General features: G+C 68.9%; 20 protein-coding genes. 12 read left to right on the forward strand and 8 right to left on the reverse strand.

The window, feature by feature from the left end:
• Positions 1-114 precede the first annotated feature (114 nt).
• Both OXG79_03335 and OXG79_03340 read left to right on the forward strand, forming a co-directional pair.
• Positions 115-1,017, forward strand: coding sequence for an aldo/keto reductase (locus OXG79_03335; protein MCY3782801.1), 903 nt, complete (start codon positions 115-117; stop codon positions 1,015-1,017).
• Positions 1,018-1,093: 76 nt separating this feature from the next.
• Positions 1,094-2,050: an adenosine deaminase gene (locus OXG79_03340; protein ID MCY3782802.1), complete on the forward strand. Its 957-nt coding sequence runs from the start codon at positions 1,094-1,096 to the stop codon at positions 2,048-2,050.
• Between the two features lie 10 nt (positions 2,051-2,060).
• Here OXG79_03340 and OXG79_03345 read toward each other — a convergent pair whose 3' ends face one another.
• The 3 genes from OXG79_03345 to OXG79_03355 form a co-directional block, all read right to left on the reverse strand.
• Entirely contained in the window at positions 2,061-2,417 is a 357-nt protein-coding gene (locus OXG79_03345) for a tetratricopeptide repeat protein (GenBank protein ID MCY3782803.1), read from the reverse strand.
• 149 nt (positions 2,418-2,566) lie between these two features.
• Complete coding sequence (locus tag OXG79_03350; protein ID MCY3782804.1) at positions 2,567-3,406, reverse strand: hypothetical protein; 840 nt, start codon at positions 3,404-3,406, stop codon at positions 2,567-2,569.
• Positions 3,407-3,452: 46 nt separating this feature from the next.
• On the reverse strand, positions 3,453-3,908 hold the full coding sequence (locus tag OXG79_03355; protein MCY3782805.1) for a phosphoribosyl-AMP cyclohydrolase: 456 nt from the start codon (positions 3,906-3,908) through the stop codon (positions 3,453-3,455).
• A gap of 214 nt (positions 3,909-4,122) precedes the next feature.
• Here OXG79_03355 and OXG79_03360 point away from each other — a divergent pair, with 214 nt between their 5' ends.
• The 7 genes from OXG79_03360 (at position 4,123) to OXG79_03390 (ending at position 11,075) form a co-directional block, all read left to right on the forward strand.
• The gene (locus OXG79_03360) at positions 4,123-4,455 is read left to right on the forward strand and encodes a hypothetical protein (protein ID MCY3782806.1); all 333 of its coding nucleotides are present in this window, start codon (positions 4,123-4,125) and stop codon (positions 4,453-4,455) included.
• Positions 4,456-4,464: 9 nt separating this feature from the next.
• Entirely contained in the window at positions 4,465-4,752 is a 288-nt protein-coding gene (locus OXG79_03365; GenBank protein ID MCY3782807.1) for an NYN domain-containing protein, read from the forward strand.
• Positions 4,753-4,819: 67 nt separating this feature from the next.
• Positions 4,820-6,766, forward strand: a complete 1,947-nt coding sequence (locus OXG79_03370; GenBank protein ID MCY3782808.1) for a glycoside hydrolase family 127 protein — start codon at positions 4,820-4,822, stop codon at positions 6,764-6,766.
• Between the two features lie 96 nt (positions 6,767-6,862).
• Entirely contained in the window at positions 6,863-7,618 is a 756-nt protein-coding gene (locus tag OXG79_03375; protein MCY3782809.1) for a polyprenol monophosphomannose synthase, read from the forward strand.
• Positions 7,619-7,783: 165 nt separating this feature from the next.
• Positions 7,784-9,466 carry a hypothetical protein gene (locus tag OXG79_03380; protein ID MCY3782810.1) on the forward strand — a complete coding sequence of 561 codons (1,683 nt, stop codon included), beginning with the start codon at positions 7,784-7,786 and terminating at the stop codon, positions 9,464-9,466.
• The gene (locus tag OXG79_03385) at positions 9,463-9,699 is read left to right on the forward strand and encodes a hypothetical protein (protein ID MCY3782811.1); all 237 of its coding nucleotides are present in this window, start codon (positions 9,463-9,465) and stop codon (positions 9,697-9,699) included. Before OXG79_03380 ends, OXG79_03385 begins: the two co-directional genes overlap by 4 nt.
• A gap of 77 nt (positions 9,700-9,776) precedes the next feature.
• Positions 9,777-11,075 (forward strand): hypothetical protein, encoded by a 1,299-nt coding sequence (locus OXG79_03390; GenBank protein MCY3782812.1) that lies wholly within the window; start codon positions 9,777-9,779, stop codon positions 11,073-11,075.
• Between the two features lie 28 nt (positions 11,076-11,103).
• Here the strand turns inward: OXG79_03390 and OXG79_03395 are convergent, their stop codons facing one another.
• Positions 11,104-12,264, reverse strand: a complete 1,161-nt coding sequence (locus OXG79_03395; protein ID MCY3782813.1) for a Fic family protein — start codon at positions 12,262-12,264, stop codon at positions 11,104-11,106.
• A 1,369-nt stretch (positions 12,265-13,633) separates the two neighbouring features.
• Between OXG79_03395 and OXG79_03400 the strand changes: the two genes are divergently transcribed.
• Positions 13,634-14,119 (forward strand): hypothetical protein, encoded by a 486-nt coding sequence (locus OXG79_03400; GenBank protein MCY3782814.1) that lies wholly within the window; start codon positions 13,634-13,636, stop codon positions 14,117-14,119.
• A 34-nt stretch (positions 14,120-14,153) separates the two neighbouring features.
• Here the strand turns inward: OXG79_03400 and OXG79_03405 are convergent, their stop codons facing one another.
• The 3 genes from OXG79_03405 to OXG79_03415 form a co-directional block, all read right to left on the reverse strand.
• Positions 14,154-15,581, reverse strand: a complete 1,428-nt coding sequence (locus tag OXG79_03405) for a hypothetical protein (GenBank protein ID MCY3782815.1) — start codon at positions 15,579-15,581, stop codon at positions 14,154-14,156.
• Complete coding sequence (locus OXG79_03410) at positions 15,578-16,996, reverse strand: hypothetical protein (GenBank protein ID MCY3782816.1); 1,419 nt, start codon at positions 16,994-16,996, stop codon at positions 15,578-15,580. Before OXG79_03410 ends, OXG79_03405 begins: the two co-directional genes overlap by 4 nt.
• A gap of 191 nt (positions 16,997-17,187) precedes the next feature.
• Entirely contained in the window at positions 17,188-18,642 is a 1,455-nt protein-coding gene (locus OXG79_03415; GenBank protein ID MCY3782817.1) for a sulfatase-like hydrolase/transferase, read from the reverse strand.
• A gap of 253 nt (positions 18,643-18,895) precedes the next feature.
• Here OXG79_03415 and OXG79_03420 point away from each other — a divergent pair, with 253 nt between their 5' ends.
• A complete protein-coding gene (locus OXG79_03420; GenBank protein MCY3782818.1) occupies positions 18,896-19,303 on the forward strand; it encodes a hypothetical protein in 408 nt (135 codons plus the stop codon).
• Positions 19,304-19,523: 220 nt separating this feature from the next.
• The gene (locus OXG79_03425) at positions 19,524-20,510 is read left to right on the forward strand and encodes a Gfo/Idh/MocA family oxidoreductase (protein ID MCY3782819.1); all 987 of its coding nucleotides are present in this window, start codon (positions 19,524-19,526) and stop codon (positions 20,508-20,510) included.
• On the opposite strand, the gene OXG79_03430 is transcribed toward OXG79_03425, so the two are convergent.
• Complete coding sequence (locus OXG79_03430; protein ID MCY3782820.1) at positions 20,507-22,186, reverse strand: exo-alpha-sialidase; 1,680 nt, start codon at positions 22,184-22,186, stop codon at positions 20,507-20,509. The genes OXG79_03425 and OXG79_03430 overlap by 4 nt on opposite strands.

The following is a 22,186-nucleotide window of genomic DNA, read 5'->3' on the forward strand; positions in this document are numbered from 1 at the left end:
CGCTACGACCCTGGCTCCCGGCAGTTGACGGGGCGACGAGGTATGGCCACGAGCGGGGCACGGGGTACCGTGAGCCGAGTCCGGCGAGCGACGAACCACACCATTGGAGAAGTCATGGCCGAGCAACTGGCGACCGCGACGTTGGGACGAACGGGCCTGGAAGTGACGCGCCTGGGATTCGGCGCGATGGAGATTCGCGGGGGGACGCGCGGGCGCCCCACCAGCGATGCCGAGGCGGAGGCCATCCTCGCGGCAGTGCTCGATGCCGGGATCACCTATATCGACACGTCCAACGACTACGGGCGGAGCGAGGAGCTGATCGGTCGGTTCATCTCCAACCGGCGGGACGAGTATTTCCTGGCCACCAAGTGCGGCTGCGTGGGACCCGCTGGCGGCCAGCACGTGTGGACGCGCGAGAACCTGATGCGCGGGCTGGAGCAGAGCCTGGAGCTGCTGCGCACCGACTACGTCGACGTGATGCAACTGCACGGCGCGTCCGTCGAGGAATCGGAGCGCGAGGGCGTGGTGGACACGCTGAACGCCATGCGCGAGCAGGGCAAGGTGCGGCACATCGCGACGTCGACCTCGGTGCCGAACCTGCCGACGTTCATCGAGTGGGGGGCCTTCGATCTGTTTCAGATTCCCTATTCGGCGCTGAACCGCGAGCACGAGGCGTGGATCAGCACGTCGGCTGAAGCTGGGATCGGGACCGTGATCCGCGGTGGCGTGCAAAAGGGCGAGCCCGGCGAAGGCGGCGGCCGGGCCGATGCCTGGGAGAAGTTCGAGCAGGCCGGACTGGACGAGTTGCGCGCCGAGGGCGAGAGCCGCACAGCCTTCATGCTGCGCTACACGCTGAGCCACCCGGACGTGCACACGATCATCGTGGGCACGAAGAACCCGGACCACCTGCGGGAGAACCTGGAGACTGAGCGGCGCGGTCCCCTGGCCCCGGATGTCTACGCCGAGGCCAAGCGCCGGCTGGACGCCATCGGCGAGGCGCCCGCGAGCGCGGGCTAGGCAGCGCCAGACACGGTGGAGAGAGTCCTGGTGACTAAGGTGCTCCTTGTCGGCCGATCGATGGAGTGGTGAGCGAGTGGGAACCGGGGAAGGCTTCGCGGAGGCGCTGCGCGCCGGCGATGCCGCGGCTGTTAGAAGCTTTCCGAAGACCGACCTCCACGCGCACGGGTACATCAGCGCCCGCATCGAGAGCCTCGAACGACGGCTTGGCCACGCGCTGCTGAGACCCCCGCGCCGCATGAACGGCCTGGGGGAGTTTCAGGAGTATCTGCGGTTGGCCATTGACCCCTACGTCGGCACAATCGAAGGTGCGGAGCTTGCCGCGGCAGTGGCCGTGGCCGACGCCGTCGACGACGGCGTGTCGGTGTTCGAGATGAGCTTCGATATCTGGCCCGTGCCCCTCTATCCCGACGGCCTGCACGGATACATCCGCATTCTTCGATTGCTGGACGAGCAATGCGCCGACCGCATTCAACTGCGGCCGGAACTCGGCTTCTCACGACGCTACGCATCCAACGCCGCGCTCATGGACCGTGCCGCCGAGGCCGTCGCGTCCGGGTTCTTTACCTCCATCGATCTCTACAGCACCGAGGACGCCTGCGCCCCCGAGGATGTGCAGCCGCTCTACGCGCAGGCGCGCGCCCAGGGAATGATGCTCAAGGCGCACGTGGGCGAGTTCGGCAGCGCCGAAGACGTCCGCCGGACGGTCGAGGTGTTGGACCTCAACGAGGTGCAGCACGGCATTGCCGCCGCCGATTGCCCCGACGTCATGCGGTGGCTCGCGGACAGAGGCGTGCGGCTCAATGTCTGTCCGACCAGCAACGTGATGCTGGGCGTGGTGGCGGAGCTCTCGGAGCATCCGATCCGCCGGCTCCACGATCACGGCGTCGCGGTGACGGTGAACTCGGACGACCTCACGGTGTTTGGGCAAAGCGTCTCGGACGAATACCTGAACCTATTCCGGGCTGGGGTGTTTACCGCTGAGGAGCTCGACGGTATTCGCGTGGCGGCGCTCGCCAGCCGCGGCAGCTAGACGCGCCGAACTACGGCTTGCATGCCGCTCGGTCGATACGCCGTAGAAGCCGGACGAGGAACCCTTTGAGTTCCGGGTCCTGCGTGAGGCAAAGGGCGTGATGCGCGCTGCTGGCGGCCTCCGTGTGAGCGCCGGTCTTGAACAAGCTGCTTGCCAGCCAGGCGTACGCCTCCGCCTCTAAACCCGGATCGATGCCGAGTGCGAGCGCGTTTCGGTAGTGGGGGATCGCCTGGGCTTCCCGACCGTTGTTGTCGTGGAAGAGGGCAAGGTTGTAGTGAGCCTGAGCCATCGCCTGCTTTGTCGTCGCCCGGTCCAGCGCGGCGGTCAGCGAACCGAGGCTCCGGCGCTTTCGCAACTGCTTCTCCACAGTCGGAGACTCCACCCCTCGTCACATTATTCGAGAAGCAGCGCCCCGGCGCCCCAGGCTGCGGCTCACGCCGTCGCGGACCCGCGCTCCGGGCTGGCAATGCTGACCTAGACGCGAAGATGGCCTCGCTACCCGGCGCCGGGCGACGTTTAAGGGGCGGCCCGGGCCGACGCGTCCTCACCGTGCAGCCAGCGGAGGCCGCCGGGCCAGCCGCGCATGGACTGCTCCAGGATCGAGCGGGTGTAGGGGTTGAGCCCGCTGACCGTGAAGTCGTAGCGGTCGGCCTCCCACACGAAGTAGTTCACGATGGCCGCGCCCAGGAACTGCGCCGGCGAGCTGTAGCCTCCATGAAGCCGCCGGTGGGCGGCGATGAGGTCCGGGGCGCGCTTGAGCTCCCATGCCGATGCCGGAGCGCCGTCTCCGTGCCGGTAGACGACCCCGTTCACGACATCGACGCAGCCCCAGCGTCCGTGGCGCAGCACTTCGACGATCACATGACCGCTGTATGCCGCCGAGGTGTTGAAGAGGCACACCAACCTGGCCGGCAATCCGGCGACTTGGCATAGAACGCAGCCAACACGGGACAAATCGGTGCACCAGTCGGTGCCCCGCTCGACGATGGCCTCCTCGTGGCCGCCCAGCAGAAAATCGTCGAGACCCAGATCGTCGGCGGCCTCGGCAATGTCGGCGCACCACCGGACTATGCCGTCGACAATCTGCTCGGGGTCCGTGGCGCCGTCGGTCGCCGCGCGCAGGAAGCGCTCCAACTCGGGACGTGATCCGGGGCGATAGCGCGACGTGGTGGGCGTGTAGGACCCATAGAGGTAGTCGGCGGTCGCCGCGTGAAGCCGGATCATGCGTTGCGACAGCACCCGGTCGACCGATCCGGCGGCGTGGGCGTCGCCGGCCAGCATGACCCGGTAGGCCGGACCGAACTGGCCTTCGCCGACATGTTTGGCGATCTCAGGCGGTGTTTCGAGGGAGGGCATGGGTCGAGATTACCTGGCGCCGGTGTGCGGGCCGACGAAACCCGCGTCAGTCGCTCAGGTTTTTCCCACGCCCGCGCGCCACTGGCTCCAACCGGTCACCCACGATCCGGCGGTAGTAGCAGCTGTGGCGCGCTGCCCCGTCCTCCAGGGTGTGGCACACGCCGCCCTTGCGCAGCCGGACGAGATACAGCAGCGAGTTCTGTTCGCAATTCACGCGCACGTCGACGATGTCCAGCTGGTTGCCGGACGTTTCGCCCTTGACCCACAGGCGATCTCGCGAAAGGCTCCAGAACGCCGCCACGCCTTCGCGCAAGGTGTGGTCGAGGGCGGCCTTGTTCACGTGGGCCAGCACCAGCACGTCGTGGGAGTCGACATCCTGGGCCACGACGGGCAGCACCCCCTGGCCGCTGGCGGAGAAGAACCGCTCGAAATCGAGAGCGATGTCGCAGCATTCCTCCAGCTCCTCGGTGCTGTCGAGCTCGCGTGGGTGTTTCCAGGCCATGAGGATCCTCCGGTGAATCTGATTGTGCGAAGTCTGCCGCGAGCGGGGCTCACTCCAGCGGGGCGGCGGGCGCCAATGCAACACCGCCAGGGTCTACGGAGATTTGGAGCCTGGCCGCCCGCTCGTAGTATGCTTTGTCACCACCCCTATCGCTTCGCCGGTAGGGTCGAGACCGCCCGGAAGGGCGGTCTCTGTCTTTGTATGGGAGTCGAGATTGGTCACTAACGTCTACATCGACGGCTTCAATCTCTACTACCGCGCCCTGAAGGACACGCCTTTCAGGTGGCTCGACCTGCGAAAGCTGGCCGAGACGCTCTTTCCGCAAGAAGACATCCGCAGGGTCTGCTACTTCACGGCCCGTCTCAATGTTCGCCCCGGCAATCCCAATCAGCCCCGTCGCCAGCTCATCTACCTGAGAGCCCTGGCGACGCTGCCGGGCTTCTACGCCTACTACGGCGTCTTCCGGTCCGGCGTCAAGCGTCGCCCTCTGGTGGAGCCGGTGGTGGGGCTACCGTCTCACGTTCTGGTAAGGGACTCGGAGGAGTAGGGGTCTGACGTGAACCTAGCTACCCGTCTCCTGGTGGACGGATTCAACGGCGAGTACGAGCAGGCGGTGGTCGTGTCCAACGATGCCGACTTCGCCGGGGCCATGCGGTACGTGCGTGACGACCTGGGCCTTCGAGTCACGCTCGTCAATCCCGACCCCAAGACCAGCAGTCCGAGAGAGTTGGCGGACGCCGCCACCTACGTCAGGCGCCTCTGGAAGAGCCATCTGCGACGGAGCCAGTTTTCCGACACACTGAAGGATGAGGTAGGAAGCGTCACCAAGCCGGCGGGGTGGTGACTCTCGGCGCTAGCAAACTGGAATTCATGCTTGTAGTGGCAAACAAGACCAATACCAGGGACGCACGATGAATGCCGTCGTCACCGACACCCGCCGCACGCCCGGAGTCACGGTCCAGCCGGTGCCGATCGGGGCCGTGTGGATCGGGGACGGATTCTGGCGCGGCTGGCTGGACCGGCTCTACGACGTGACGCTGCCCACGCAGCATGCGCAGTGCGAGGCCACCGGACGCCTGGACAACATCCGGCGCGTCTCGGGCCGCGTGGATGCGCCGTTTCGGGGGCGCTACTACGACGAGTCCGACGTTTACAAGTGGCTTGAGGCCGCCAGCTGGGCGCTGGCGGGCCGTGACGATCGGCGGCTGCGAGCGCAGGTGGACGCGCTGGTCGACGACATCGCCGCCGCCCAGCAGCCGGACGGCTACCTCCACACCTACTTCGCCCTGGAGCGGGCCGACCAGCGCTACACCGATCTCATCAACAAGCACGAGCTCTACTGCGCCGGGCACCTGATCCAGGCGGGCATCGCCCACCACCGCGCGACCGGCGCGGCGACGCTGCTGGACGCGGCCGTGCGGCTGGCCGATCACATCCGCGCCGAGTTTGGTCCGGATGCCCGTGAAACGGCGGACGGCCATCCCGAGATCGAGCTGGCGCTGGTCGAGTTGGCGCGCGAAACCGGCCGGCACGTCTATGCCGAGCAGGCACGATTCTTTCTTGAGCAGCGCGGTCGGCAGCCGCCGCGGCTGGGCGGATATCGCTATCTGCAGGACCACGAGCCGGCGGCCGAGCAACGGGAGATCGCGGGACACGCCGTGCGGGCGGTCTACCTGGCGTGCGGGCTGGCCGACGCCGGATTGGAGCTCGAGGACGGCACGCTGTGGGAGGCGGCGGAGCGGCTCTGGCGCAGCGCCTACGAGACGAAGGTCTACGTCACCGGCGGTCTGGGCGCGCACTGGGCCGGCGAGTCGTTTGGCGACGCCTTCGACCTGCCCAACCGCAACTCGTATGCGGAATCGTGCGCCGCCGTGGCCGGCGTGATGTGGAACTGGCGGCTGCTCGCCGGCACGGGCGAGGCGCGCTACGCCGACTGGGTGGAAACCACCCTCTACAACGGCATGCTGGCGGGGCTGTCGCTGGACGGTGCGCACTACTTCTATCCCAACCCGCTCAGCGCATCGGCGGGGCATGCCCGGGTGGAGTGGTTCGAGTGCGCCTGCTGCCCGCCCAACCTGGCGCGCCTGCTTGCCAGCCTGCCGGGCTACCTCTACGGCGTGTCCGAGCGCGCCCTGTGGGTGCACCAGTTCGTGGCGGGCCGGGTGGACGCCGATGTGCCGGGCGCGGGCCGGCTGTCGCTGGAGGTGGAGACTGACTACCCGTGGTCGGGCGAGATTCGGCTCGCCGTGCGCCAGGCGCCGGAGGGTCCGGTGGAGCTGCGGCTACGCGTGCCCGGGTGGTGCGACGCCGCCAGCCTTAAGGTAGTCCCCGCCGACTCCGATCCTGCTCCCTCTCCCCGTGAGGGAGAGGGTTGGGGTGAGGGGATGGCCCAGCAGGCCGTCGGGGAATACACCGCTCTGCGCCGCGTCTGGGCCCCAGGCGACCGGGTCACGCTGCGGCTGCCCATGCCGCCGCGTCGCCTCGTGAGCGACCCGCGCGTGACGGCCAACGTCGGTCGCGTGGCCCTGGCCCGTGGACCCCTGGTCTATTGCGTCGAATCCCACGACCGCCCGGGATTGGAGCAGGACGCCTTCGCCCTGCCCGACGACGCGGCGGTCACCACCGGGCCGGTCGACGAGCGACTGCCGGGGATGACGCTGCTGCACACGACCGCCGTCGCGTTGCCGGGGACTCCGGAGCGCGGTGCGCTCTATCAGTCAGTGTCGGGCGATAGCCGTGCGAACGGCGCGCCCAGGGGTCGGGCGCCCATCCGCGCGATTCCCTACTTCGCCTGGGCGAATCGGGGGCCGAGCACCATGGATGTGTGGCTGCGGCGGAGGGAGGCCGCTTCGGGCTAGGGATTGGCCCGCGAGCTCAATGGTCGAGGCGGAAACTCGGGCCGGGCGCCATTGGAAGTCATGGCAGCCGGCGGCGTCCGGTGGCATGCTGCGGCGATGCCAGCATCCCCGACTGCCCTGCGCGTCTGCTTCGTCATCCCCACCTACAACGAGGCAGCCAACATCACGCCGCTGCTCGAGCGGCTGACCGCGTTGCACCCCGGCGAGGACACTGCCGTGCTGATCGTGGACGACCGCAGCCCGGACGGTACCGGTGAACTGGTGCAGACGTTCGCTGCGGGCGATCCGCGGGTCCATCTCCTGGAAGGCGCGCGGCGCGGATTGGGCCACGCCTACGTGCGAGGCATGCGCCACGCGCTGGATGAGCTCGGCACAGAAGCGATCGTGGTGATGGATGCCGATCTCTCGCACGATCCCGCCGACGCCCACCGTCTGCTGGACCGTCTTTCCGCCGGCGCCGACGTGGTGATCGGGAGCCGCTACGTGGCCGGCGGAGGCATCGATGATCGCTGGAGCCTGCGCCGGCGGCTGCTGTCGGCATGGGGCAACCAGTTGACGCGCTGGGTGGCGGGCCTGCGGCACGTGCACGACTGCACGGCGGGCTATCGGGCCATTCGCGCCGCGGCGCTGCGGGCGGCGGATGTCGGCGGCGTCAGCGCGCGCGGCTACGCCTTCAACGTCGTGCTATTGCACCGGCTGAGCCGCGGCGGCGCCCGCGTCGTCGAGGAGCCGGTCTTCTTCCGCGAGCGCGACCACGGACGGACCAAGCTGGGCCTGCGGGACATCGCCGAATACCTGCTCGTCATCTGGCGGCTGCGGCTCGCCGATCTGTTCCGCTCGCGCGGGACGTGAGCGAGACGCCCGACAGCTAGCACCCCGCGTCTCGATAGGCCATTGGTGGGACGCTATTGGATTACCAAATAGCTTTGGAAGTTACTATTGTAACGCTCTAGGATAGGGGCTGTAGCACGACGGCGCGCGCTACGTGCACGGCGCCAATGACACCGGGAGGCCCCTTTGTCCGAGCTTCGCCCCGACGCGTTGCCCCCACCGTCCGAGTCCTATGTTCAAGAGTTGGAGCAGCACCTGCTGACGGAGTTCGGCGGGCGCAACGCTCGCATCGAGCGGCTGCGGCGGCTGCGATTCATGGAAGAGCCGGTCGACATTCCGGCGGCCTACCGGGCCACGACGCGCGAGGTGCGGACGCCGCTGGCGCGGGAGCAGCTCAAGCGGGTCGTGGGCAGCCTGACCGCCAACCACCCGACCATCAGCGTGCCGCCGGCCGACCAGACGCCGGAGAGCCGGGCGAATGCCTCCCGCCGCGAGCGTTGGACGGCCGCCGCCCTGCGGCGCATGAAGAACGACGCCGGCCGCGACATCTTCGGCATGTTCGTGGACGCGCTGGTGGCCGACGGTACCGGCGTGATGAAGCTGGTCTACGTCCCCGAGCGGTGGACGGGCTATCCGCGCCGCGGCGACGGCGGTCCCGAGACCGACGCCGGCTTCAACGAGCGCTCGACCCGCTTCAAGCGCTCGGCCCCGTTCCCGCTGGCCTGGCGCGACGTGGACGTGCTCACCTTCTATCCGCTCATCGGCGACGACGGGATCGAGGCCTGCCTGGAGATCGCCGAGCGCCCGAAATGGCTCATGATGCGGCGCTACGGCCTGGTGGAAGACCGCCGGTCGGGCCGCCTGGCGCCGGCGGGGAGTGAGTCGGCGAGCGAGGGTCCCGCGGCCGCCGCCGGCAGCGTGCGCGTGGTCGAGTATTGGGACCGCGAGCACTTCGCCTACCTCGTTGACGGTCATCTCGTGCGGCGCGGCCGCCACGCCTACGGCGCGGTCCCCTACGTGATGGCGCACGGGAACCAGTCGCCCAGCCGCGATCCGGCCAAGGCCGGCGAGTCCATGCTGGCGTCGGTGGAGCATCTCGTGCCGCTCCTCGACCGGCTGCTGACGATGAAGCAGAACGCGGTGCACCTCTACGCCTATCCGACACCCAAGCTCACCGGCTTCGCCGGCGGCAACGGCGCGCTGGGCGACGACGGCCGTCCGCCGCCGATCGAGTTCCGGCCGGGCGAGATTCTGCCGCTGTTTCCCGGCGAGGATCTGAGCCTGCTGCAGTGGTCGGGCACGCCGCCCGATCTGGATGAGCTGATCGCCCTCACGCGTTCGATGATCGATCAGGCGGGCGTGCCCACGGTGCTCTTCGGCATCGCGCCCGACGGCAATACGAGCGGCTACTACCTGAACCAGCTGATCAACGCGGCGCGCCTGTCGTTCAACCAGATCACGCGGCACGCCGAGCAGGCGCTCGAGCGCATCGTGCAACTGGCCTGGCGCCTGGTCGAGCACCGGGTGCGGGAGACGGTCTACGTCTACGGCGACGAGGACGCCGCGTGGCTGGGCCTGTCGCCCCGCGATATCAACGGCTACTACGCGGTACGCGCCAAGCTGGAGGCCCTGGCCCCGGCGGACGAGATTGCCCAGGGCACCTACGCCGCCAACCTGGTGGCGGCCAAGCTGGCGTCGCGGCGCTGGGCCATGCAGGAGAAGCTAGGCATCGCCAACGCGGCGGAGATGCAGGCGGAGATCCTGCGCGAGGAGATGCTGGACGATCCGGAGGTCCGGCGCGAGCTATGGCGCCGAGATGGCGGCGCGGCGGCGGATATGGACCGTGCGGCAGAGAGGGCGGCATCGTGACGGCGGCGAGACGGCGGCCCTCGCCGCATGAGTTCCCGTCCCGGTTTCGCGAACTGGCCGAGGAGCACACGGATCAGATATGCACGGCCGTCATCGACAAGGCGCGCGACGGCGAGCGCTGGGCCACCGAATTGGTGATGCAGTACGCCTTCGACCGCTCGGCCGAGGCGTCCGAGGACGCGCTCGTGAACCTGCTGGAGGAGATTCGCGCCCGCCTCGCGCACAGCGCGTGAGGCCCGTGCCGGAGTCTGGTAGGGGCGGTTCGCGAACCGCCCCCGGGCGCCACGCCGTGGATTCTGCAGCGGCCTGAGTGAAGATGTGGACAGCGCGTGAAGCGCTGTGGCGGCGCATCGGCTACGCGCCGAGTGCCGAGCAGCGGCAGGCGCACGACTCACCCGCGCGCATTCGCCTGATCGCCGGCGGTGAGCGCGCCGGCAAGAGCCGCAGCGCCGCCATGGAGCTGTTTGGCCGCTGCCTGGAAGGCCGGCTCTACTGGCTGGTGGGCCCGGACTACGAGCTCTGCCGTCCCGAGTTTCGCTACCTGGCGGAGGCGTTCGGGGCGGTTGGCGCCGTCGACAGCCTGAGCTTTCCCAGCTCGGAGCAGTGCCGGCTGATGCTGCGCACCGGGGCGCGGATCGTGACCAAGTCGGCCCGCGATCCGGCGCGGCTGGCCGGCGAGGCGCCCGACGGAATCCTGGGCTGCGAGGCGGCCCAGCTGCCCTATGAGGTCTACCTGCGGCTGCGGGGCCGCGTGGCGGAGCGCCGGGGCTGGCTGTGGCTGAGCGGCACCTTCGAGGGCTCGCGCGGCTGGTACGCCGACCACTTCAGCGCCTGGCAGGTGGTGAACGCCGACGGCGCGGCGTCATTCTCCATCCCCACCTGGTCCAACCGGGCGCTGTTTCCAGGCGGGCGCGCCGACGCCGAGATCGAGGCACTCGAAGCGACCTATCCGGCGGCGGTGTTTCGGGAGCGGTTCGGCGGCGTGCCCTGCCCGCCCGCGACCCTGGTATTTCCCGAGTTCGAGCCGGCGAGGCACGTGGCCGCCGTCGATCCGGCCACTGTCGAAACTGTTGAGCTTGCGATTGACCCGGGCTACGCGGGCGCCTATGCCGTGCTCGCGGTCACCGAGGCGGCGGGCGTCGTGCGCGTGATCGACGAGGTCTATCACCGCCGCATGGTGGCCGCCGAGGTCATCGCCGAGTGCAAGCGGCGCTGGTGGTGGCCGCGCGTGAGCGGCGGGGTGATCGACGTCGCCGGACGTCAGCACCACGCCAGCGCCAGCCAGGTCGAGATCTGGCAGGCCCTGGCCGGGTTGCGCCTGCGGTCCCGCCCGGTGCGGATCCAGGACGGCATCGACCGGCTGCGCACGTTTCTGCGCGACCCGGCCAGCGGCGAGCCGCGGGTCACCGTGGCGCCGGCCTGCCGCGCGCTGATGCAGGAGTTCGGCAGCTACCGCTACCACGAAGCGCGGGACGACCGCCCGATTTCGGAGCTGCCCATCGACCGCGACAACCACGCCATCAAGGCGCTGGCCTACTGGCTCTACGACCGCTTCGGTCCCGTGGCGCGTCCGCGGCGGACGTACCGGCCGTTCGCGCTGGTGGGATAGCGGCCTATCCGCCACCAGCAGCGTCGAGCTACCGCTCCGAGCCATCGCCGCCGTCTGAGTCGGGCCGGCGGCGTTTCCTCGTATACCTATCCGCCCAACCCGACCGCTCGGCTGCGGCGATCAGTTCGGCCAAGAGGTCCGGATTCACCGCATAGCGCGTATTCCGTCCCTTGCCCGATCGCACGGCGGCGCCACAGGACACCAGGTGCGTCAGGTCCGCGTAAGCGGTGGATGGGGACGCGCCGATCAGGCGCGCGTACATGGAGCTGGACACGGAGCCCGTGTCGATGATGTACGTCAGGCCCAGCGTCTGCCGTTCGTTCAGCCGCGTGCCGAACTCGTCCCGCCAGGCGTCCTGACGCCCCTTGAAAGACACGACAAAGTGCTCGAGCATCGCGGCGGCCGTGCTCAGGGCGTCGGTGTGGAACGCGGCGAACGGCGTCGCATCGACCGCGGACTGGAAGTCCAGACCGTGCGTGTCGCGGAGCGCCTGGTAGTAGCCGTCGCGGTTGCGCCAGATCACCACATTCAGCACCAACATGCCCTCCGCCGACCAACCCGCCTGGTGCAGGATCATGTCGGCCAGCAGACGGGCCGTCCGACCGTTTCCCTCCTCGAATGGGTGGATCAAGACCAGGCCGGCGTGCGCCAGCGCCGCGATGATCGGCGCCGGATAGTTTTCCTCGGCCGTCCAGCGCTGGATGTGGGCGACCAGCCGGTCCATCAGGTCCGGGACCCAAGCCGGCGGCGGCGGCCGATAGCGGATCTCGCGCGATTCCGCGTCCTCGATCAGACTGGGTCCGGTGCGGTACTGCCCACGGCGCCCTGAGGTTTCCTCCGGCAAGCCTTCGAGGATCAGCGAGTTCATGGCGCGCAGCAGTCCCTGGTCGATTCCCACCGTCGGGTCCGCCGCCAGCTGTTCCATTAGCTCATACGCGCCCCACAGGTTCGTCAGCTCGCGCTCCTCGGGTCGGACCGGATCGCCCTCGCCCGCAAACAGGACCCGGGCCTCTTCGTAGCCGAGGGGGTTGCCCTCCACCTTCGCGGAGGCGAGCGTGCTCAGATAGCGCGCACGCTCGCGGAAATAGGGCTCATAGCCGCTGGGGATCAGCGTGCGGACCTCATAGAGGCGCCGAAACAGAGAATCCGTGTCGATATTGCCGACATCCGCGGCTAGCGAGAGATCCATGCATCCACCAAGACATCAGCCCCTTCTGGTAAAGGATGACTCGATGTTTCGCGGTTGTCAAGGGAATACTCCATTGAGCCAATGCGATATTCCATTAGGTCGGGCTGCCGATCGTGGGCCGTCGGTCGCGGGGCTCCTGCCGAGGCTGCTCGGGCGCCCGGGCGATAGCGGTCTACCAGCCGGAGCGCACGGCATGGGTGGGCGTCTCCGCGTCGCGCTGGCGAGCGCGGACCGGGCGCGGCCATACTCAGTCGCACCGTCGGTTGCGGCGACTATCCGATTCGACTTCCGTTTGCGCGAGCGATTCCGCGCGGCATGCTGGTCTCCGGGCGTACTGTGACGCTGGCGGCGCGATGGCGGAGCTTGAATCGGTCGCCCGTTGACGCGAGCCCTGGCGGTGGCGCCATGGAGCAGCGCTCGCCGCGCCTCGACGTGGCTCGCGCGGCGGTGCTGGTGCTGCTGGCGGGCCTGTTCTATGCGCTTTCCTCGGGCGCCCATGCCTATAGCGTGGACGAGATCACCAACTACGCCTCGGCCCGGGCGCTGGTTGAATCCGGCAGCCCGGATTTGTCTGGCGAGCAGCCGTTCCCGCGCGAGCAGCTGCTGACGCTGCGGCACCCGTCGATGGACCGGTCCACCGGTCGCTACGGCCTGCTCTCGTGGGTGGGGATGTCGCCGGCCGAGCTCCTTGCGCGCTGGACCAACTCGCAGCCACCGCCCCCGTCGTCGACGTTTCCCCAGCCGAGCGCGGTGCGGCCGGTGGCGGCGCTGCTCTACGGGCCGACCATCGCCGCCCTGCTGGTGGGCGCAACGTTTCTGCTGGGGCGCAATCTTGGCCTGCGACCCCGCTATGCCGCGGCGGCGGCGACGGTGCTGGCGTTTGCCAGCCCCCTCTGGGTTTACGCCCAGGGGCTCGCCAACATCCCGCTCGCCGCGCTGTTCGGCGTCTTGGCGTTTGTCGCGGTCACCGGTTCGCGCTCCGGAGTTGGCGTATGGACCGTTGCCGGCGTCCTCGCTGGACTCGCCGCATTGACGCGACCGGAGTTCGTGGTCCTTGCGCCCGCAGTCGGCGTGTTGAGCATGCTGAACGAACGACCGCTGTCGCGAGTCGGTCTAACCCGCGGGTTCGCGTTTGCCGCGGCGTGGGCTGTCGTGGCCATCCCGGGCATCGGGCTCTGGAACCTCTACCGAACCGGCGACTTCTTCGATGTCGGCTATCGGACGGCGTCCATCCTCTGGCAGACGGACCGCGCCTATATCGGCATCTTCGGCGTGCTGGCCAGTCCCAGCTTTGGGCTGCTGGTCTTCATGCCCCTGGCCGCCGTGGGGGATCCTCGGCGCGACGTCGCGTCGGCCGGTCTGGCTGGTCATGCTGGCGCTGACGGTGCTGGCGGTTATCGGCTATGGGTCGTTCGACGACTGGTTCGGCGGCGTCTCCTGGGGACCTCGTTATCTCACCACCGTCACGCCGTTCCTGGCGCTCGGTGTGGGACTGGCGCTTCAGTCGGCGTCGGCGACTGTGGGCATGCGCCTGGCGACGCTTGGCCTCGCCGCGTGGTCGACCGGCCTGTCGGTGCTCGGCGTGCTGTTCGATTACCAGTCGGGCTGGCGCAATCTCTGGGACCACGGGGCGCGTCCGGAGCAGATCGAGTGGAATCCGCACTTCTCACTCATCGGCGCCCACCTGCGGCTGGCCCGCCAGTGGGTCGATGGTCTGATCGGGCCGGATCTCTTCGTGGTGCACCGGCTGGGGCTGTGGACGATCGCGGTGCTGGCGGCGGGATTGCTGGTGGTTCTCGGCCTCGCCTGGGCGATCGAGACTCGCGGCGCCGGCTGGCGCCGCGGCAGCGGCTGAACGACGTGGAGTTTGGGCCGCGCCACGGGGTTGTTCACTCCGCCGGCTGGTGCCCCTTTCGGCGTGCCGCGAACCGCCCGAAACCAAGCGGCCCTGGTCGGACGCTCTCCACGAGGACGAGTGGGATCAGCGTGATTGCCGTCAGCGCGACGACCGCGTCCGCCACCAGCAGCCACCAGCGTGCGTCGGTGGTGAGGAGCCGCCAAATCGCGGCCAGCTTGCTGAGCGTGGCCTCGGGCGCGCTGTAGGCGACAAACTCCAGGTTCTGATCCGGCCAGGCCAGCTCGCCGTTGATCCAGAGGCGACCGTCCTCGTAGCGGTCGCCGTTGGTCAGGCCAACGCCAAGCCCCGCGCCGGGTGCGACATCGGCCGCGACTTGCGCGGCCAGCGGCTGGCCCTCACCAGCTGTGAGTGGCGGTTGGAGCTCAATCATCTTCCAGCGCGGACAGTCGCCCACCGGGACCTCGATCGACCCCTCGGCAAGGGTGCGGTCGGGCGTGTCAAGGGGCGTGACGCGCACCGTGACCGCTCCGCCGTGACCTTCCCACTCGCAGTTGAAGAGCAGGAGCCCGAGGCTCTGCACGGGCGTGGCCGGCATGCGGAATCCCTGGACCAGGGCTTCCTGGCGGCTGAGATTCACTTCGAAGGCGCCGGAACGCGTGTAGGGGGCCAGCGCCTCGATCAGTGGCGCACGGAAGAGGAACGCGAGCGCAAGGCTTCCGAGTATGGCCAGCGCCGCGATCGATCCGACGAGCGACCGACGCCAGCGGCCGCCGAAGAGGGGATACGGCGGCGGGCGGCCATGGCGCAGCACGCCGACCGCGCTGAGCCCGATCAGCAGGGTCCCGCTGAACTCCGCGGTTTCTTCGAGCACGTACCCCAGCGTCACCGCGCCACCGGTGGGCATCCAGCGCCCGATCGCCTCCTGCACGAGCGCAAACACCCAGCAGGCAATTCCAAGCGTCAGCGGAGCGCGGGCCGCCCGCGCGCTCATACCCTTGCGAACGAAGAGCCACATCGCCAGCACGAAAACGGCGACCAGCGGACTCACCAGCACGGGCCACGGCAGGCCTGTGCGTCCGGCCTGGTCGAAGAGGGAGATTGGTCCGCGGTCCTTGAACTCGGCCAGCTCCTCGAAGGTCAAGGCCGCGGACGTCACGGTCAGCGCGGCCCATCCGCCGACCGCAATCCAGCCGGCCGAGCGGCGGTAGCTGACAGCGGCCGCGGCAAGCGCCAGCGCCGTGACGCACGCCAAGCCGGCAGCCGACACCGAGTTCGCAATCGTGCCTTCGTTGTCGGCATCCAGCCGGCTCAGGGTGGGGTCCCAGGGCGGAAGCAGCTCCGGGAATGCGAGGCTGAACAGGTGAGTCGCAACGTACCCACCCCACCAGAAGACGATTGCGCCCAGCAGCAGCAGCCGCGCGGTCCAATCAACCAGTTGCCAGGTGGTGCGTCGGTTCATGGGGTAGCTGGCCGGTGCATGTCAGGCAGTCCGGGCGCGTCTTGAGCGCGCGGGCGGATGCTTGCCAGGAGAAGAGTCGGAATGAGGGTGATCACCGTAAGCGCGATGCCCAGATCGGCAGCCAGCAGCCACCAGCGGAAGTCGGTGGCGAGCAGCCGCCCAATGCCTAGCAGCTTGCTCCACGTGGGTTCGGGCGCACTGTAGGCGACAAACTCCAGATTCTGATCCGGCCAAGCCAACGCGCCGTTGACCCAGAGCCGCCCGTCCCGGTAGCGGTCGCCTTTGGTGGCGCCCACGCGGAGCTCGGCACCCGGGGCGACCACGGCCGATACCTGCAGTGCCAGCCGCTGGCCCTCGGCTGCAGTGAGTGGCGGCAGGAGCTCCACGTCGTGCCAGCGGGGGCAATCGCCCGCGGGAACCTGCACCGACCCCTGGGCGAGGATACGGTCGGGCGTGTCGGTGGGTGCGGCGCGGACCGCGATAGTTCCCGTATGACCGGATGGCTGACAGTTGGACAGCACGAGCCTGAGGCGATGCACGGGCGTGGCGGGCATGCGGATTTCCTGAACGACGGCTTCGTGGCGGGTGAGGGTCACGTCGAAGGCGCCAGCACGCGTGTAGGGCGCCGGCGCCTCAACGAGCGGCGCGCGGAAGAGAAAAACCACCGCAAGGCCGCCAAGCACCGCGAGTGCCGCAAACGACGCCGCGAGCGAACGGCGCCAGCGGCCGGCGAATAGGGGATATGGCGGCGGACGGCCCTGGCGCAGGACGATAACGGCGCTCAGCCCGATCAGGAGGGCTCCGCTGAATTCCAAGGTTTCTTCGAGCACATGGGCAAGTGCCGACGCTCGCGCGGCGAGTAGGCCCGCCTCGAGCGCATCGTTCAGGAGGGCAAACGCCCAACAGGCGATTCCAAGCGTCAGTGGCGCGCGGCCTGCCCGCGTGACGAGACCCCGGCGAACAAAGAGCCACATCGCCAGCATAAAAGCGACGACCAGCGGACTCGCCACGACAGGCCATGGGAGCCCGAGGTCGTCCGCGTAGTCGACAACCAAGATTGGACCACCTCGCTTGGATACCAAGAGCTCGATATAGGTCAAAGTCGCCGTCGTGAGCGCCAGCGCGGCCCATCCCCCGACAGTGATCCAGCCGGCCGAGCGGCGGAAGCCAACAGCGGCCGCGGCGAGCGCAAGGCCCGTCACAGTCGCCAACGTCACGGCGGAAACCGTGTTCGCGATCGTTCCCTCACTATCGGCATCCAGCCGGCCCAGGGTGGGATCCCACGGCGGAAGCAGGTCCGGGAACGCCAGGCTGAATAGGTGAGTGGCGACATACCCGCCCCACCAGAAGACGATCGCGCCCAGCAGTAGCAGACGAGCCGTCCAACCCACCACTTGTCTGACAGCGATTCCCATCGTCAAGTGATGGGGCGGAGCGTGTCAGGGTGCATGGGCGCGGATTGAGTGGTCGAGCGAACGTGGTGGACCGTTGAGGCTACAGCGGCCGGCCTCACGACGCATCGAATCCGCCAACACCGGCGCTCATGGTGCTGGATCTCCCGTTCGGCGCCGTGCGAGCGTGGCGCCCGATCCAGCACGTTTCTCGCCTACCGGAAATGCTCCGGCGCGCGGGTGAAGTTGATCTGCGGGCCGGCGGCGCGGACAGCGGCCTCGCCGCCGCTGCGCTCCACCAGCCGGCGCTGGGCCGCCTTGGCCTCGGCCTCGACGGCCTCGGGATCGACGATCGTGCGCAACTGCGCCTCGAAGCGCTGCAGATCGCCTGCGTACGCCGGATCGCCCGCCAGGTCGTGACGCTCCTCCGGGTCGTTCGCCAGGTCGAAGAGTTGCGGCGGAAAGCCGTGGAAGTGCACGTACTTCCAGCGCTCGTCGCGCAGCATGAAGGCGCCCGACACCGAGCCGCTGGCGTGATATTCGGCGAACGTCGTGCGCGACGCCGGCCCCTCGCCCCGCGCCAGCGGCCACAGCGACATGCCGGGCAGGTCGGCGTCGGCGGCTTCGAGCGGCACGCCAACCCCCTCGCAAATGGTCGGAAAGGCGTCGACCAGCGAGACGCTCACGTCGCGCACCGCGCCCATTGGCACGTCGGGTCCGGCCAGGATCAGCGGCGCAGCTACCGCGCTGTCGTACATCACGCTCTTGCCCCAGAGTCCGTAGTCGCCCAGGGTCTCGCCGTGGTCGCTGGTGTAGATCACACGGGTGCGGTCGGCCAGGCCGCGCGCCTCCAGCGCGTCCAGCACGCGGCCGATCTGCCGGTCGAGATAGGTGCACATGCCCAGGTAGGCGGCGATGGCGCGGCGCGTGGGCTCCTCGCCCGGGAAGTCGCCGGGCGTGAATATCCGCGCCTCGCGGAATGCCGATACGTGCGGATGATCTGGCCATTCGTCGGGCTGCCACTGGATCGGCAGCGGCACGTCGTGCAGTGGGTAGCGCGCGAAGTCGGACGGCGGCGCGATCAGCGGAAAATGCGGCAGCGTGAAGGAGACGAAGAGGCACCAGGGCTCCTCGTGCCGTCCAGACTCGTCCCGCAGCCAGGTGCAGGCCTCGTCGGCGATGGCGGCGTCGAAGCGCAGGTATTCCGAATCGCCCGGCCCGGCGGCGTGAACGTTCTCGAGCTGGCGGCGCGCGCGCGGCATGTTCCAGCGAATCGAGCCGAACGCGTCGCCGCGCTCGAACATCACGTGCAAGGGAAGGCGCTGGTCCGGCAAGCCGATGTCGTCGCGCGTGTTGCGGTAGTGCAGCTTGCCGATGGTGGTGACCTGGCGGCCGAGGGCGCCCAGCCGGTGGCCCCAGCTTGGCGCCGCGTCGCCGGTATAGGGCATGGCGTTATCCCAGGCGCCAATCTCGTGGCCGTAGCGCCCGGTGAGGAAGCTGGCCCGCGACGGCACGCAGATGGGGATGTTGCACGAGGCGTTGGTGAAGCGTGTGCCGCGGGCCGCCAGCGCGTCGAGATGCGGCGTCTGGACCAGCGGATGCCCGGCGCAGCCGAGCACGCGCGCGTTGTGCTCGTCCGACATGATGACGAGCAGGTTCTGGGGTTGCATTGGGGCTCCACGGCGCGAGACTGCTTAGCGTCGCACAGGCTGGCGCGGAGAAACTCTGGCAAGGCTCCCACAGACTCGACGGGCACTATCGCGTGCCGGACGCGGGAACCAGGGCCCGGGCGGTCCGCTTCCGGCGGCGAGACAGGCCTGGTGCCATCCACTACATTGGGCCACGTTGCAGCAGGCCACGGTGTCGGCCCGCATCCGGTAGCGGCAGGCCGCGTGGCAGTCGTTCATAGCGGGGAGGATGGCGGTGCCTAGACAAATCGCACTTCGGATCGTCGCGGCCTATCAGGTGTTGATGGCCCTGGCCGTGGGCGTGCACTTCATCATCACGCCGCTCTATCACCCCGGCGGCGATGAGCCGTTCACTGCGTGGCTGGTCTTGAACTGGTTCATGGCCGTGAGCGCAGTGATCGTGCTGATCGGGAGCTACGCGCGGAAACGGCGCATGGACGCCGAAGAGGCGGACGCGCGAACCTCGCTGGAAGTGAACGTCGTCTTCTACGCCGCGCTGGGACTGTTCCTGTGGTTCTTCTGGAACTGGTTCGGTGCGCTCACCGACCAGGGCAACGGCACGCTGTGGGCGTTCATCGACCCCCTGTTCGTGCTGGTGGTCGGCCCCGCCGGCCTGCGGATGTGGCGCGCGATCGGGGGGTAGCCGGGCTGGCCGGAGCCGCGCCGGCTGGCGTGAGGCTCGGAGTGGTCCTCCTGTCATTCCGAATGAACGTGAGGAATCGAAGGGCGCTGCGCCTCTTCCGTTGCCCCTTAGATTCCTCGCTGCGCTCGGAATGACAGATGAGGGGCGCTCGGCGTGACCGACGAGGGACGCTCGGCATGACGAGGTCGGGAGCGCGACGCAAGTCGAATCCGAGCGCCTGATGCTGCGCTGGGGGATCGTCGGCTTCGGCGACATCGCGGCCAAGGCCGTGGCCCCGGCCATTCGCGCGCACGCCGCCGGCGAGCTGACGGCGATCTGCCGCCGCGATCCAGATGCCCTGGAACGGCACCGGCAAGCATTCGACGTGCCGCGGGCATTCACCGACTACGACGAGATGCTGCGGCAGGCGCCTATCGACGCGGTCTACGTGGCGACGCCGGTGCATCTGCACGCCGCGCAGGCGTTGGCGGCGCTTGATCGCGGGCTGCACGTCCTGGTCGAGAAGCCCATGGCCGCCACCGCCGCCGAGGCGGAGGCCATGGTGGAACGCGCCGAGCAACGCGGCGTGCGGCTGGGCGTGGCCTACTACCACCAGTTCACCCCGATCAACGCCTTCGTGCGCGAGCTGGTGGCCTCGGGCGAGCTGGGGGAGCTGACGGCGCTGCATGGCAACGCGTCGTCGTCCTACAACCCGCCATTGGACGATGTCAAATCATGGCGCCTCATCCGCGCCGTCGGCGGCGGCGGACCGCTGATGGACCTGGGCAGCCACCGTTTGCAGACATTTACGTCGCTGGCGGGGCCGGCGCGGCAGGTGGCGACCTTCAGCGACCGGCGACGCGTCGCCGGCGACGTGGAAGACGTGCTGTCGCTCATCGTCAACTACGACTCCGGGGTGCAGGCCACGCTGTCCTCGATCTGGGGCATCGATCCGGCGCGCGGGGACTACGAGGTGTGGTGCACCGAGGGCTATATCAACGTGCCCTATGCGCGCGGCGACGAGTGCTTCGTGACGCAGCACGGGCAGCGTCGGCGCGAGACGCGCCCGGCGCCGGAGCTGCACGACCTGCCGCTGATCGAGGATTTCGCCTCCGGAGTCACGCGCCCGGACAGCCAGGTGCTGACCGGCGAGGTGGGACTTGAAGTCCAGCGTGTGATCGACGCGGCGTATCGCTCAGCGGCGGACGGGGTCGTGGTTCGGCTCTAGGCGTCGGCCGGCTCCAGCCCTTCGGGCGTGACGCGCAGGCGCTGGGCGCGAACGCGGGCGTCCGAGTACTTGCCGTCGTAGACGTAAAGCACCACGTCCGGCTCGACCTCGACCGTGGCGCCGTTGGCGTAGAAGGGCGTGTCGATGCGGGTGGCCTGCCAGCTCATGCCGCCGTCCAGGCTCAGCTGCGCGCCGATGCCCGGGTGCCGTCCCGCGATGACCATCGCGCCATTCGCCGTGGCGGTCATGGCGTCGGTGCAGGCATACATGGGGAAGTGCCCGCGCGTCGCCGGGCTCCAGGTGAGCCCCCCGTCATTCGACCACATCTCCCACATCCACGGGGAAGTCTCCGGGCGAATCAGCGCCACGATGCGGTTGGGCGCCACCTCGCAGGCGGAGGTTTCGGAGGCCGTTTCGCGGGCATTCATCAGCATGCCGGGGCGCGGGTTGGGACCGTCCACGCGAATCGGCGGCGACCAGCTGCGTCCCCCATCGGTGGACCGCACGCAAAAGCTGAATGATCCGGGCGCGGGAGCGCCGACATAGCGCCAGCCGTCGCGGGTCACACCGCCGTGCATGCTGGGCCCGACGGCCACGCTGTACCCGAAGCGCAGCAGGGTGCCGTCACGCAGCGGAACAACCTTCGACAAGTAGGCATGCTCGATGTCGAGATCGTCGTCGAACGTCACGCGCCCGATGCTCGAAGGCTCGCTCCAGATGCGACCGGCGTCGGTCGATTCGACCATCGACAGGTCGAAGGGCGGGTCGTGCTGCATCAGGAATGCGACGACGTGGTCGCCGTCGACTGGGTGCAGCGTGGCGCCGTGCAGCGTGTCGGGCAGCACCTCGGGTTCTGACCAGGTGCGCCCGGCGTCGTGCGAGCGCAGCAGCAGAGTGGTGCGAGTGCCGGTGGTGTGCGCGTCCAAGGCCGCCAGCTTGAGGAGCACCTCGCCCGAGTCCAGGCGCACCAGGCCGCCCACATACTGATAGGCGCCGTGCGTGGTGTCGGGCAGCGGATGCCGCCAGCCCGGACCGGGCGCGACGGACGAGTCCCACGGCGGGGCGGCCGCGGGCTCGCCGCGAATGCGGACATTGCGGAAGCTGTTGCCCGAGCCCACCCGCGCACGGGCGTCGCCGAAATACTCCTTGACCTCGTCCGGGTCCCGACCGTTGTAGGTCTCGAGGCCCACGTAGCCCGGCTCGCCGTAGGTGTCGTCGGTGACGACGGGGAAGGCCCGGCCGTCTACCCAGAGACGTATCTCGGGGCCTTGCACCTTCAACTTGGCGGTGTGCCACAGGCCGATCTCGCTGGGGATGCCGGGCACGACTTCGGTCCGCAGCACCCGCGCCCAGCCCGAGGCGTCCACCTTGGATATGGCGGCCCAGAAGTGGGCGCCGCGGAACTGCTGCCCGGTGCAGGGAAAGTGCACCAGGTAGTAGTGCCGCGCGTGGCGTCCGCGAAACACGAAGCCGCTGTCCGAGCCCTGGATCTCCCAGCGGAAGTCGAACTCGGCCTCGAAGTCTCGATAGGCCGCGGCGGTTGAAATCGCCAGGCTGTCGTCCGCCGGCTGCGGCGGGCTGGTCACCACGCCGGGCTCCTGTTCGATCCAGGGCGCGGTGGTGAATGCCCAGGGCTCGCCGGAGACCGGTGAAAGGGACTGCCAGTCGTCGTTCAT

The organism is Chloroflexota bacterium (genome assembly GCA_026706485.1).
Classification (GTDB): domain Bacteria; phylum Chloroflexota; class UBA11872; order UBA11872; family UBA11872; genus JAJECS01.